Annotated in this window: 10 protein-coding genes; all 10 read left to right on the top strand. The window is 37.2% G+C overall.

The annotated features are described in order from the left end of the window. Window positions 1-228 precede the first annotated feature (228 nt). The 10 genes from ABXZ32_RS00995 (at window position 229) to ABXZ32_RS00950 (ending at window position 13924) form a co-directional block, all read left to right on the top strand. The gene (locus tag ABXZ32_RS00995) at window positions 229-2481 is read left to right on the top strand and encodes an alginate lyase family protein (protein ID WP_354616829.1); all 2253 of its coding nucleotides are present in this window, start codon (window positions 229-231) and stop codon (window positions 2479-2481) included. 18 nt (window positions 2482-2499) lie between these two features. Continuing rightward, the gene (locus ABXZ32_RS00990) at window positions 2500-2847 is read left to right on the top strand and encodes a cupin domain-containing protein (protein ID WP_354616828.1); all 348 of its coding nucleotides are present in this window, start codon (window positions 2500-2502) and stop codon (window positions 2845-2847) included. Window positions 2848-3286: 439 nt separating this feature from the next. Beyond that, window positions 3287-6388, top strand: a complete 3102-nt coding sequence (locus ABXZ32_RS00985; RefSeq protein ID WP_354616827.1) for a SusC/RagA family TonB-linked outer membrane protein — start codon at window positions 3287-3289, stop codon at window positions 6386-6388. A gap of 17 nt (window positions 6389-6405) precedes the next feature. Continuing rightward, a complete protein-coding gene (locus tag ABXZ32_RS00980) occupies window positions 6406-7854 on the top strand; it encodes a RagB/SusD family nutrient uptake outer membrane protein (RefSeq protein WP_354616826.1) in 1449 nt (482 codons plus the stop codon). Window positions 7855-7872: 18 nt separating this feature from the next. After that, window positions 7873-8823, top strand: coding sequence for a PKD domain-containing protein (locus tag ABXZ32_RS00975; RefSeq protein ID WP_354616825.1), 951 nt, complete (start codon window positions 7873-7875; stop codon window positions 8821-8823). Between the two features lie 12 nt (window positions 8824-8835). Next, entirely contained in the window at window positions 8836-9753 is a 918-nt protein-coding gene (locus tag ABXZ32_RS00970; protein WP_354616824.1) for a polysaccharide lyase family 7 protein, read from the top strand. Window positions 9754-9767: 14 nt separating this feature from the next. Next, window positions 9768-10688, top strand: a complete 921-nt coding sequence (locus ABXZ32_RS00965) for a polysaccharide lyase family 7 protein (protein WP_354616823.1) — start codon at window positions 9768-9770, stop codon at window positions 10686-10688. 207 nt (window positions 10689-10895) lie between these two features. Further along, window positions 10896-11627 carry a FadR/GntR family transcriptional regulator gene (locus tag ABXZ32_RS00960; RefSeq protein WP_354616822.1) on the top strand — a complete coding sequence of 244 codons (732 nt, stop codon included), beginning with the start codon at window positions 10896-10898 and terminating at the stop codon, window positions 11625-11627. Between the two features lie 201 nt (window positions 11628-11828). Further along, entirely contained in the window at window positions 11829-13130 is a 1302-nt protein-coding gene (locus ABXZ32_RS00955; protein WP_354616821.1) for an MFS transporter, read from the top strand. Window positions 13131-13159: 29 nt separating this feature from the next. Further along, window positions 13160-13924, top strand: coding sequence for an SDR family NAD(P)-dependent oxidoreductase (locus ABXZ32_RS00950; RefSeq protein WP_354616820.1), 765 nt, complete (start codon window positions 13160-13162; stop codon window positions 13922-13924). The last annotated feature ends 23 nt before the right edge of the window (window positions 13925-13947 follow it).

Here is a 13947-nt window from a genome sequence, read left to right as displayed (position 1 = left end):
TTCTCTATTGAACCGTACATAGTTGATTGTTATAAAAAAGAAAGCACAAGGCGTTATATGGCTCCTGGTGTTTTAATCACCGGTTAAAAGGATAAGTTATTCTAAACCTATTGGTGAAGTATCGTGGATCGAGATGTAAAGCAGGTATGCTGCGACAAAATCTGAGAACCAGTTACCACATTAATTATCCAAACAGGTAAACCATTTTAGAATATTGCAAAAATTAAAATGATACAATTTAGAAAATATTTACAGGCAAGGTTCTTTGTTTTAGGCATGGCACTCATATTGCAAATATCCACGGCCTATAGCCAAGAACATCCCCAACTTAACCTTACTAAAGAAGGAGTTGCAAAAATAAGGGCAGAATTAGGTAAAGTTCCTCTTTTTGATTCATCATTAGCGGATATTAAAGAGGAGGTAGATGCGGAAATAGCTTCGGGTATTCATGTGCCCATTCCAAAAGATTTTTCCGGAGGATTTACTCATGAACGTCACAAAAAAAACTTTTTAATTCTTCAAAAAGCTGGGGTATTATTTCAAATTTTAAATGAGGATAAATATGCCGTTTATGTGAAAGACATGTTCATGGCTTATGCAAAATTATATCCAACATTACCTGTTCATCCCCAGGAAAGATCATATGCCAGAGGTAAATTGTTTTGGCAATGTCTAAACGATTCCAATTGGTTGGTTTACGCAAGTCAGGCTTATGATTGTATTTATGATTTCTTGTCAAAAAAGGAACGTAAATACTTGGAAATGGAGTTGTTTGTACCCTTTGCAAATTTTATTTCAGAGGGAAATCCGCAATTTTTTAACCGCGTTCACAATCACAGCACGTGGGGTAATGTTGCTGTTGGTATGATTGGTTTGGTTATGGATAACGATGAGTTGCTTCAAAAAGCATTATATGGCTTAAAAACAGATAACCTAACTGCAGAAATGCGTGATAATGATGGTGGGTTCATTAAAAAAGAAGGTCAAAAAGTAGGTTTCTTTGCCAATGTAGATGAACCTTTTTCCCCTGATGGTTATTATACAGAAGGTCCTTATTATCAAAGGTATGCCATGTATCCATTTTTAATTTTTGCCCAGGCATTGCATAATGTAAAGCCGGAATATAAAATTTTTGAATATAAAGATTCTGTATTGCTCAAAAGTGTAAGTACGTTGTTAAACCTTTCGGATAGTGATGGGGATTTTTTCCCTATAAATGATGGTCAAAAAGGCATGTCTTATTATTCTAGAGAGTTGGTTACCGCTTTGGATATCGCATATTTATTTGGGGGACAAAATCCTGAATTGTTGAGTATCGCTGAGCAACAAGGGAAAGTTACCGTAGATGACGCGGGCTTGGCTGTTGCTTTGGGAATAAGAAATAACGAGGCGATACCCTTTACAAAAACCTCATTGGAATTAAGAGATGGACCAGAAGGCGATCAAGGAGGGATAGGGATTTTAAGAAACGAGGGAATGGAGCTTGTGTTCAAATATGCTGCCCAAGGTTTAAGCCATGGACATTACGATAAACTTTCCTATTCTATTTATAACAATGGCAATGAAATAATGCAGGATTATGGATTGGCACGTTTTGTAAATATTGAACAAAAGGGTGGTGGCAATTACTTAAAGGAAAACACCACTTGGGCCAAACAAACTGTTGCACATAATACAATTGTACAAGATGAAACTTCCCATTTTAATGGTAAATATGAAATTGGAAGTCAACATGCATCTGTAAAATCTTTTTTTGATGCTGAAAGTTCAGAAATTAAAATTGCAAGCGCTAAAGAATCAAATGCATATAAAGGCACGGAACTGCACCGAACAATGGCCCTAATTAAGGATGAAAATTATTCTTTTCCCTTTGTTTTGGATGTAATGCGGGTAACTTCAGATTCCTTGCACCAATACGACCTACCTTTTTATTATCTGGGGCAGTTAATGAAAACAAATTTCAGTTATGATTCTCCCAAGAGCTTAGAGGCATTAGGTACTAAATTTGGTTATCAACATTTGTATTTGGAAGGAAAAGGGGTTGTGAATCAGGATAATATATCATTGAATTGGTTGTCAAACGATATTTTTTATACCATGACAGCTGTGAGTGATAAGGATGATGAGTTGTTGTTCACAAGAATAGGTGCAAATGATCCTGAGTTTAATTTGCGAAGAGATCCTGGGTTTATCATCCGGAGAAAAAATGTAAAGGATGCCATTTTTGTTTCAATAATTGAACCGCATGGCACCTATAGTCCGGTTTCTGAATTTGCTGTAAATGCCTATAGCAATATAAAAAGTGTAAAAGTTTTACAGAACGATGAAAAGTATACGGCAATTGAAATAGTCTTCACAAATGACATGGTGAAAACCCTGATCATTGCCAATTCAGAAAGTTCAAAAGAGGCAAAACATATGGTAACCATAAATGCTAAGACATTCCAGTGGAACGGACCATATTATCTATCTAATAAATAATAATTTAAATCATTTGAAATGAAAACATTTGGAGCAAGTAAAGAATTTTTAATAGGCGATGAGATAGCCTGGGAAACCGTAGGTGAGGGCGTACAACGTCAAATTATGGGCTATGATGACAAGATTATGCTTGTAAACGTAAAATTCGCCAAAGGCGGTATTGGCCCCATGCATGAACATTACCACTCACAAGTTACTTATGTAGTTAGTGGAAAATTTGAAATGACCATTGGGAAAGAAACTAGAATCTTAAAAGGAGGGGACTCTTTTTACATCCCTCCACATGTAATGCATGGTGCAATTTGTATTGAAGATGGTGTCTTAATTGATGTGTTTAGCCCTATAAGGGAGGACTTTATGCAGTAATCCTTAAAAGATTATCAAAGATTACAGTGAAATGCCTAAAAATTAGCAAATCTTCAATATAGTCTTATGATTTTTATGGATAGATTTTTTTTTAACAAACTAATAACATATATTTGGTTATCCACATTGGTTGACCAATTTGGAGAACCAATAAAAAACCTGTTGAAAATCAAATCATTAAATAAACATCAACTTATGGAAGCAAAAGAACAAAAACAAAAAAAGGATAGGTTTTTGGCCTATCCTTAATTATTCGAATCACTTCTTGTCGTAGGGAAGTAATACCATCACATTTATTGCTTTACAATGAAATGTTACTGCAAAAGTAAGGATTTTAAACAACTTCTTTTATAGAATCATTGTGATTGTGTAAAGCAAAACCACGCGAAATTTTTTCCAGTAGAATTAGCTAATCAGTATTAACGTAACAAAATCACAAATGAAATTTAAAACTAAACTTTTACTTGTAGCAATAACATTGCTCAATATAACAATCTACGCGCAAGACAGCTACCAGTTAACTGGAGTTGTTTCTGACGTGAACAATGTACCAATACCTGGGGTAAATGTTATTATAGCAAATACTACAAAAGGTACAGCTACAGATTTTGATGGTAATTTTGAAATCACTGTAAAGAGTGGTGATGTTCTTAATTTTTCTTATATCGGCTATGTTTCCAAGCAGGTGATCATAGTAAATCAAAAGCAATTGAACGTTACCTTGACTGAAGACGCCAGTCAACTGGACGAAGTAGTTGTAGTTGGTTACGGTACTTCAAAGAAGTCGCATTTAACAGGGGCCATTTCGAAGGTGACCAACGAAAATCTCGACCAGATCGCGGTTTCACGTGTTGACGACGCTTTAATTGGTCAGGTCTCAGGTGTTAATATCCAATCAACTAATGCAGAAGCTGGGGGTGCTCCTACCATTACTATTAGAGGTGTAGGATCTATAACAGCTGACTCTGGTCCTGCAGTAGTTGTTGACGGGATAGTTGTAAGCTCGGATTATCTTGGGAATATCAACATGAATGATGTTGAGTCTTTTGAAGTATTAAAAGATGCGGCATCTGCAGCTATTTATGGTAGTGAAGGATCCAATGGGGTGATATTGATTACTACCAAGAGCGGTAAGTCAGGGAAAACAGTCTTTAGTTATGAAACTTATACAGGGTATAAAACCGCACATGGAAGTGATGATTATAGAAAGAGTGTTAAGGACTGGGCTGCTAAAGAGTTAGCCGCCACAGGGACACTTGGAGGTGAAACCTTGTATGCACAATTATTGGTTGCTACAACAGGAATTGATAGAGATTGGCAGGATGTCTTCTTTGATGGGGGAAATGTTACCAGCCATTCCCTTTCCGCAAGAGGTGGTTCTGAGAACACAAAATTTAGCGCATCCTTGAGATCCTTACATGATGAAGGAGTTGTGATTACGGATGATTACAAATTTTATTCTGCAAATTTGAAGGTTGACACAAAATTGGGTGAAAAGATAAGATTCGGTATAAGTGCAACACCTTCTTATTCCAAGAAAAGACAATTACCTACCTCTATTCACAACCCTACAAGACAATCACCATGGTTGCCTATTTATCACACGGAGGAAACACTACAGTTTATTAATAGAGGGTCTTATCCAGATGTTGGTGTTGGCGATTACTTCTATGAAAACCATCTAATCAATTTGGATTTGGACAATGATGGAAATACTGAAAGACCTCGTACATCGGGAGATTCAAACCCATATGCACAGTATATAGAAAGAGAGCATTATGAATACGAATTGGATTTGTTTGGTTCTACGTACTTGAGTTATGAAATATTGGACGGACTAACTGCAAAAACATCGCTTGGGGTAACTTTGGAACAACGTAAAAGAACAAGATGGGACGGTACCTTGCATCACGCAGCCGGTAATAGTAGAGCACAATATAATTTGCAAAACAGATTTAGCACCAGATTGGTTTCCGATAATACGTTATCCTATAGCAAAGATTTTGGAGCTCATGAAATTGATCTCCTTGCGGGGATGACCGTACAACAAAGAAAAAGAGAAAACAGTGATGTTACTGGAAACGGTTATTCTAATGATCTACTAAAAAATTTACAAGGGGCTACGGCTATTTCAGAATATTCAGAATTTAATACAGAGCTGAAAAAACTAGGATATTTTGGTCGTATTAACTATGCTTTTGATGACAAATATCTAGTATCTGCTTCATTTAGACGCGATGGTAGTTCAGTTTTTGGATTAGATACCAAATGGGGTAATTTCCCTGCAGCATCTATTGGGTGGAACATAGCTAAAGAAAACTTTTTAAGCGAAAGCGAAATCATAAACAATCTTAAGTTAAGAGTTAGTTACGGTCTTACAGGTGCTGAGAACTTTAATGTAGGGAATGATGTTGTTAACGCATGGCCTTACTTGGCTTTGTTGCAAAATTCAAATGCTGTTACAGATGGTTCAATTGCCCCTGGTGTTTCTCCACTAAATATTGCAAATGCATTGTTACAATGGGAAGCTTCGGAAGAATTTAACCCGGCAATTGATTTTGGATTTTTAAACAACAGAATATCAGGATCCTTGGATTATTACCAAAGAACCAGTGATAAATTACTATTGGAAAACCCTGTTTCTTATGTTACCGGATTCTCTGGTGGGATCGTAAATTTAGGTGAAGTTCAGAATAGGGGTTGGGAGTTGGAGTTAAGGACAAAAAATATTGTCACTGAGAAATTTTCTTGGAGTTCAACTTTGATAACATCTGCCAATCAGAATGAATTGCTAAGTTTTGGAAATTCCAACAATGCTTTAATTGAAGACACTTATGGTAGAAATTCACAATGGATTAACCGAATTGGCGAACCAATATCATCTTTCTGGGGTTATGTGGTCGATACCGAAGCTTTTAATGAAACTGAATTTAGAACAGCCTATGTCAACAATCCTTGGAATCGTATTAACGGCCAGTCTGACGATACCATAGTGAAAGATTTAAATGGTGATGGACTCATTACCGATGATGATAAAACAATCTTGGGTGATCCTTATCCAGATTTGGTATACAGTTTTACCAATGAATTTAGAATAGGGAATTTTGATCTTTCCTTTATGTTACAAGGAAGTCTAGGGGCTCAGGTAAATAATATTGGTGACCAGTATTTCTATAACTGGTTTGGAAATAGAACCCGAAGTGGAGGGGAAGCCCAGGCTGTTGCAGACGGACTTGTGCCAAATGAATCCTTCATTCAAGAGAAGGTGTTAACAAGCGAAGTTATTGCAAGTGCGGACTACTTTTCGTTGCGTAATGTGAATATTGGCTTTAACATGCCTTATGATGTTACCGAAAAATTAGGGATGTCAAATTTAAGACTTTACGCTACTGCACAGAATCTAGTTTATATAACAGCTGATGATTATCACGGTTTCAACCCAGAGCATGTAGATGATGCCAATCCTAGAGCTTATGGAGCTCAAAGAGCAGGAACACCTATATTCAAAACGATAACATTAGGCCTAAACGTTGCTTTTTAATTAAAAAAAAATAGAACATGAAACATATAAAATATTTAGTCTTCGCCATATCAGGATTTATATTTATTTCCTGTAGTGATGAGTTTTTAAATCCAGTCCCAGACACAGCAGTTGCGGTAGATTCCTTCTTCCAATCTGACTCTGATGTTTTGGCAGGTATTATAGGAATTTATGATGCCCTACAGGGTGTCAATGAAAATACAGAAACCAATATTGGTAGGGCCAACAGAGGGGTGCAGTTTGAGCACCTTTTAACCGAGCATCGCACCGATAATACAAGAAATGCTACCCTTGAAGGTTCTAAGTCAGATTTTCATAGGTATGTAGTAAATGCCAATAATGTAGAATCTGAGGATTATTATCAGTCTATGTACGAGGTTATTTTTAGGGCTAACAATATCTTGAACTTTATTGATATTGCAGACGAGGCCAACCAGGCGAAATATACTGCTGAGGCAAAATTTTTAAGGGCCTATGCTTACTTTAAATTGGTTAGGTTGTACAGTGATGTGCCCTTGGTTACTACGGTAATAGGACCAGCAGATGATAAGGCGCCCCTTTTTACCAGAATATCTGAATCACTGATTTATGAACAAATTGTTGCCGATTTACAGGCAGCTGTCAGCACCTTGGACAACTCGTCTAAATCAAGAGCCTCAAAAGCTGCTGCCCAGGCATTGTTGGCAAAGGTGTATTTAACTCAAGCAAGTCCAAATTATACTGGGGCACAGCAATTGTGTGAGGCCATTATAAACAGTATGGAATACGATTTAATGAGTAATTATGCTGATGTATTTTATTCTGAACTGAATGATGAAATTATTTTCGCCATTCAATATGAATCTGGAAATGCCCAGGAAAGCCAAAGTTTTTCATCTGAGTTTACTTCAGCCGTACGTGCAGGTAGGGAAGATGGTCAGAACATTGTAAATGATAACCTGATAGCTGATTTCAATTCAATCGGAGGAATTAGATCTGCCGTTTCATACACCACTATTGGTAGTTCCAATGAAGTAGCTAAATTCTTGCCTGATGGATTTGACGTTAATGCCAGCCCTGCATATGGTCCTAATTCCCGTAACGCTGGGAACGACTATATCGCAATTCGTTTTGCAGATGTGCTATTGTTGCACGTTGAAGCTATTTTGGGTTCAGGTTCCGCAACGGTAGACCCACGTGCTTTGGCTTCTTTTCAAAGGGTAAGGGATAGAGCGTTTCCGGCTACTGCGCCTAATGCTATAACAAGTGTAACTAAAGAGGATCTTTTACTTGAAAGACGCGTAGAATTGGCATTTGAGAATCAGCGCTGGTTTGATCTTCTTAGATTCGGTGTTGCCGATGCCGTATTGAGTGCCCATGCAGCGGAAATGGGATATATCTATAGCTCTAGGGCTTTACTCTTGCCCATTCCATCAAGAGAAATAAATATAAGCGATGGACTTTTAACACAGAATCCTGGTTACTAATATTTAAAAAATTAAAATATGAAAAGTAATAAAAATATTTTCCGTAAAACAATACTATTGTTCCTAAGCTTAGTAGCAGTAAGTTTTATTCACAGTTGTGATGATAGTCTTTTTAGAGACGATTTACCCGACTCAAACTCTAAAGTAGATAATTTTTTACCTACATCAGATTTTACGTATGTACCTGATGCAAATGATTTCTCTACCATTCTATTCAATGATCTTTCTACAGAATCAACCATTTATTTATGGGATTTTGGCGGAGGAGCTACATCAACAGAACAAGATCCAATCTATACCTTTCCAGGGGAAGGGACCTATCCGGTAACACTTACGGTTAGTGATGCAAATGGAGCATCTGCTTCAAAAACAATAGAGGTTGTAGTTGTTGATATGTTTGTTCCTATTACCCCTGTAGTATTAAATGGTGATATGGAAGACAGCAGTAATAATTGGAAAATTGATTTTTCCAATGGCTGGTCAAATAATGGTTTTGAATCTAGTAGTGATGGTTCTTGGTTAGATATCTTGGGCAATGATACCGGGGCTAAAACAAGAGGAGCAAAATGGAATAAAAGGCGATCTGCAGCGGAGTTTACATCAAGTGATACAAGACATGCATACCAGGCCATAGTAGTTTCTCCTAATTGGGAATATACTTTAGAGTTTGAATATGCCATAAAGGATGATGTCATAACTGCTCCAGATGTGGAACCAGTAGGAGGTAGGAGACTAGTAGCAGAAATTCTTGATGGTCATTTTACCGATGGGGTTGATGCTTATAACCAATCTATTGCAGGAGGAGCTTTGGTAACTCATGTTGGAACAGAGGTTAAAGGAAAAACTACGTTCACCCAAGTTAAAGTTGATTTTACGTCAAATGATTCTGGGTTAATATCTATCTGGCTTTGGGGGGTTACACCTGTGGATGCATATATAGATAATGTTAAAGTATATCCGAAATTTTAACTCACAGTAGTAATGAAAAAGTTCCGAAAAGAATTTTTAATAACACTACTGATAGGATTAATATCTGCAAGCGCTACTTGTCAAATAACGGCAAGTAGTGTCTCAGATACTAATTCCAAAATTGAGAGGAAATCCAAAAAGAAAAAAAGGAAGAAGTTTAAGCTACCCGAGATAGATTTAAGTCATTGGAGTGTTACAACACCTGAAGTAAATGAAAAGGGAGGTGCAACAACCATAGCACCACCTGAAATTTTGAATTACGCAAAAGATGCAAGGTTGCTGCCATACATGTATAATGATTCTACTAGTGGCGCTTTGGTGTTTTATTCATTTCCAAGTGAAGCCACAACGGCGAACACAAAGTATACACGGTCCGAATTAAGGGAGCAAATGGTTCCTGGTGACAACAACACAAACTGGACGTTTGCACAAGGTGGTATCATGAAAGGGAAACTGGCAATGGAAGAGGTGTCTAGGGATGCCGATGGCAATTACCACAAAGTAATTATCATGCAAATTCACGGTAGGTTAACCAATGAACAACGAGATATGATTGGTCAAAAAGATAACAATGCACCACCTGTTTTAAAAATTTATTGGGATAAGGGAAAAATTAGGGTTAAAACAAAAACCTTAAAGAACATCAGTTTAAATGAACCAGAGATTCTTTATAAAGAGGCCTGGGATGATGATGAAGGCTTTAAATTCGAACAAGAAGTGGGATTTGGAAAATTCACATTGGAGGTAAAGGTGTCAGATGGCAAAATGGTGGTTGTCCTGAATAATAGTGAATACAAAGTTTATGAAAATGTCCATATGAGAAAATGGGGTGTTTTTGAGAATTATTTCAAGGCAGGAAATTATTTCCAAACAAGGGATGAAGGCGCGTTTGCAAGGGTCAAGTTTTACGAATTAGAGGTTAGTCATTAATAAATAGCATGTATATGTTAACCAAAGTATCATCCATATTCAAAATATCGCTCATCACAATTGTGGCCTTTACTATGACGTACGGATGCCAAACTAATGATGAAGTTGTTGAAACTGTGGAAATTGAAGAAGTGGCCCAACCACAAGAAGAGGTAGAAGAAAAAGAAAGTACTGATTACCAATTGGCAAAAATAGATCTGAGTCACTGGAAATTAACATTGCCCATAGGGAAACCAACGGAGGTAGAACCGCCGGAAATCTTGAATTATGCGACCAATGAAACGGTGAAGCCATATTTTTATAACGACTCAACAGATGCTTCGGTAGTATTTTATGCATTTCCAAACGCTACCACAACGAATACAAAATATTCCAGAAGCGAGTTAAGGGAACAGCTGGTGCCAGGGAGCAATAGTACAAACTGGACCTTTGAACAAGGTGGGATAATGAAGGGTAAATTGGCCATGCAGGAAGTTACCAAAGATGCCGATGGAAAGTATCACAGGGTAATCATAATGCAAATTCATGGTCGACTTACCAATGAGCAAAAAGAATTGATAGGTGCAACAGATAATAATGCCCCACCAGTCTTAAAGATTTATTGGGACAAAGGAAAAATAAGAGTTAAAACCAAAGTGCTCAAAGATAAAAATGCAAGCGATACAGATATTTTGCATGAAGAAGCTTGGGGCGACGATCAAGGGTACAATTTCCCAACAGCTGTAGGTTTTGAGAAATTTACACTTGAAGTAAAGGTCGAGAAAGGAAGAATGACAATAATTTTAAATGATACTGAGACGGCGGTCTATGAAGGTGTAGACCTTGAAAGATGGAATGTCTTTGAAAATTACTTTAAAGCTGGCAATTATTTTCAAAGCATAGATGAAGGTTCGTATGCAAAAGTGAAGTATTACGAATTAGAAGTGACACATTAAATAGGTGAAATAGTTAAAATATAAAAAATGGATTTTGAGTTAGTTGATTTTTTTGGATTACTGGCTTGGTTGTCAGGTCAGTAAATCCTTTTTAAATGTTGTAATTATTTTGTTTTAAGTCAATAGAATCCTTTTTTAGTCGAGTTATATTTTATAATTTTAACAAACCAATCTGGTTAACCAATTTTAAAATACTTAATTTGAATTATGAAGTTAGAAAATCTTACAAAACCGGAAAACCAGGATATTCAGAATGACATTATCGCCAAGATAAAAGAATTAATTAGCTATAAAAATCTTGAACCAGGTGATAAATTGCCTTCTGAGCGAAAGCTTGCCGAAAAATTTGGTGTTAGTAGGAGTAACCTTAGGGAAGCAATTCAGAAATTGGAATTCTATGGGATATTAATTTCTAGGCCTCAAAGCGGGACTTTCATCGCGAATATCGGCACCGTAGCCATGGATGGAATGTTGGAGGACATATTGAGTCTGGAAGATCCTGATTTTAAATCATTGGTTGAAACGAGAATTTTATTGGAATTGAAGACGGTTAGATTGGCTGCATTGAGAAGAACTGATGAGGATCTAGAGCAACTTAAAAATGCACTTGAAGCATATTCAAAAAAGGTTATGAACGGGGAAGATGCCGTTGAGGAAGATCTGCTGTTTCATCTGGCAATAGCGCGGGCCAGTGGTAATAGTACCTTGAATACTTTTATGTTGATCATAACCCCTGGAATTATTACAAATTTTGAAAAGTATCATGTGTGTGATAGTAATCAGTCATTTTTAGGTATTCAGGAGCACAAGGAAATATATGAGGCAATACGGGATCAAAATCCGCAATTGGCCAAGGAAAAAATGAAAGTGCATTTTAAAATTCTGTACCAATACTGTTATAATACCCAAGATGATTCAAAGAATATAGCAAATACATAAGGCTCGTATTTACAAAATTTTGGATCGGACATTTTTTTATTGAGTTACAATTAGCTAAGCCTATTTTATCAAATTAATATCACTTTTAAAAACTCAGTTTTTATTAGGTAGGGAGTTATTTGTCAAAAATTACAAGTTTTTAAAATGTAATAAATTGATATTCAGGTATATAGTAATTATTATTAAGTAATCAAAAAGAATATGAAAATAAAAGGACTAAGATGGTGGGTAATAGGTTTGATTGCTCTGGCTACCATAATCAATTACATTGACCGACAAGCGCTTCCTGTTCTATGGCCTGACATAGCGAAAGATCTGTATCCAGATAAGACACCTGATGAACGAAAGGAAATCTATGCCATTATCTCTACTATATTCATATTTTCCTATGCCTTCGGGCAAGCCATTTTTGGAAAAATATTCGACAAGCTTGGAACAAGGATAGGGTTTACATTATCTATTGGTTTTTGGTCAATTGCAACAGCATTGCACGCTTTTGCAAGGGGTGTGGTAAGCCTAAGTATTTTCCGCTCTTTGTTGGGAATTTCAGAAGCTGGAAACTGGCCGGGAGCAGCAAAGGGAAATGCAGAATGGTTTCCAACTAAGGAACGGGCATTTGCACAAGGCCTTTTTAATTCTGGCGCTGCCATTGGAGGAATAATTGCCTTCCCAGCCATCGGAATATTATCTGTCTATTTCAACTGGGAATACATCTTCATATTGGTGGGTGCAATAGGGCTTCTATGGCTTATTCCATGGTGGATTTTAGTAAAATCCCCACCTAAAAAACACCCCTGGATTACAGATGAAGAACGCACATATATTCTAACGGGACAGCAGAACCAAGATGCGGATGGGGATGGTGAATTTGATGAAGGTTACAATCCAGGTACTAGCAAAATGCTATCGCATAAGGAAAGTTGGGGTGTTATTATTGCATCAGCAGCACTTGATCCTATTTGGTGGTTGTTTGTCTTTTGGATTCCAATTTACCTAAATGAAGTTTATGGAATGGATGTTAAATCGATCGGATTTTATGCTTGGGTACCTTATGTAGGGGCAATGCTTGGAGCTTGGTTTGGAGGGCTTTTAGCTCAGAATCGGATTAAAGGGGGTTGGTCAGTGAACAAAACACGAAAGTTCGTAATCTCACTGGGATGCTTAATCATGTTGCCTTCACTCCTGGCAATGGCGAATCCTGGAGGACCTGAAACAGCTGTGATATTAATGGCAGTTATTTTATTTGGTTTCCAGACCGCAATTGGAAATGTTCAGACGTTGCCTAGTGATTTGTTTGGCGGTAAAACGGTTGGTACACTTTCAGGGTTTTCGGGAATGGCAGCTAAGCTTGGAGCTTTTGGATTGACCGCATTGGTCCCTTGGCTTACATCTGGAGGTAATTATACACCTGCATTTGTTATCGGTGCAGCATTGGCTATAATAACAATGGCAAGTGTTTGGATATTATGCCCCAAAATTGAACCGCTTAAAAGTAAAATGTAAATAAAAGTAAAAAGTAAAATTATAATAAAATGAGCAAGAATAAAGGAAAAGTCGCAGTAGTTACAGGAGCAACAGGAGGAATTGGTTTCGAAGTAGCAAAAAGATTGGGTAAAGATGGTTATACCGTAGTATTAAACGGTATTGACGATGAAGCCGGAGCCGAAAGGGTAAAAGAACTTGCTGCGGAAGGAATAACCGCAGAATATTATGGATTTGACGTTACAAAGGATGAGGTTGTAACTTCAAATATTACCGAAATCGGAAATAAGTACGGTAAAATTGATGTATTGGTAAATAACGCTGGTGGCTTAGGTGGCAGATCTAGGTTTGAAGAAATGACAACCGAGTTTTACAGGTTTGTTATGGCATTAAATCTTGATTCAGTATTTTTTGCTAGCAGAGCTGCTATCCCTTTCCTTAAAAAAGGAGAACACCCTTCAATAATTAATTATACATCAAATGCAGGATGGACAGCAGGGGGACCTGGAGCAGGAATTTACGGAACATCCAAAGCAGGTGTTCATGCAATAACAAGAGCATTGGCAAAGGATCTGGCTGAGTACGGGATAAGAGTAAACGCTGTATCTCCAGGAACAATAGATACGCCATTTCACGCTCAGATCAAAGCCACAAAACCAGAAGTTTTTGCTTCTTGGGCAGATAATATTATGTTAGGAAGATTAGGGCAACCAGAAGATGTTGCTGGAGTTATTTCCTTCTTAGCAAGTAAGGATGCATCCTTCATAACTGCTGAAACTATCCAAATTGGTGGTGGTCAGGCGTTAGGGATTTAATAATAAAACCCAAAAAGACTATT

It is taken from the genome of Sediminicola luteus (assembly GCF_040566555.1).
Taxonomy (GTDB): Bacteria; Bacteroidota; Bacteroidia; order Flavobacteriales; family Flavobacteriaceae; genus Sediminicola.
Note: the sequence above shows the minus strand (reverse complement) of the source record. Positions and strands in the feature narration are given on the sequence as shown.

What these genes read in the sequence shown, in the direction of transcription:
- ABXZ32_RS00970 (WP_354616824.1), top strand. Translation starts at nt 8,836, where the DNA reads ATGAAAAAGTTCCGAAAAGAATTTTTAATAACACTACTGATAGGATTA.
- ABXZ32_RS00990 (WP_354616828.1), top strand. Translation starts at nt 2,500, where the DNA reads ATGAAAACATTTGGAGCAAGTAAAGAATTTTTAATAGGCGATGAGATA.
- ABXZ32_RS00985 (WP_354616827.1), top strand. Translation starts at nt 3,287, where the DNA reads ATGAAATTTAAAACTAAACTTTTACTTGTAGCAATAACATTGCTCAAT.
- ABXZ32_RS00975 (WP_354616825.1), top strand. Translation starts at nt 7,873, where the DNA reads ATGAAAAGTAATAAAAATATTTTCCGTAAAACAATACTATTGTTCCTA.
- ABXZ32_RS00950 (WP_354616820.1), top strand. Translation starts at nt 13,160, where the DNA reads ATGAGCAAGAATAAAGGAAAAGTCGCAGTAGTTACAGGAGCAACAGGA.
- ABXZ32_RS00980 (WP_354616826.1), top strand. Translation starts at nt 6,406, where the DNA reads ATGAAACATATAAAATATTTAGTCTTCGCCATATCAGGATTTATATTT.
- ABXZ32_RS00955 (WP_354616821.1), top strand. Translation starts at nt 11,829, where the DNA reads ATGAAAATAAAAGGACTAAGATGGTGGGTAATAGGTTTGATTGCTCTG.
- ABXZ32_RS00995 (WP_354616829.1), top strand. Translation starts at nt 229, where the DNA reads ATGATACAATTTAGAAAATATTTACAGGCAAGGTTCTTTGTTTTAGGC.
- ABXZ32_RS00965 (WP_354616823.1), top strand. Translation starts at nt 9,768, where the DNA reads ATGTTAACCAAAGTATCATCCATATTCAAAATATCGCTCATCACAATT.
- ABXZ32_RS00960 (WP_354616822.1), top strand. Translation starts at nt 10,896, where the DNA reads ATGAAGTTAGAAAATCTTACAAAACCGGAAAACCAGGATATTCAGAAT.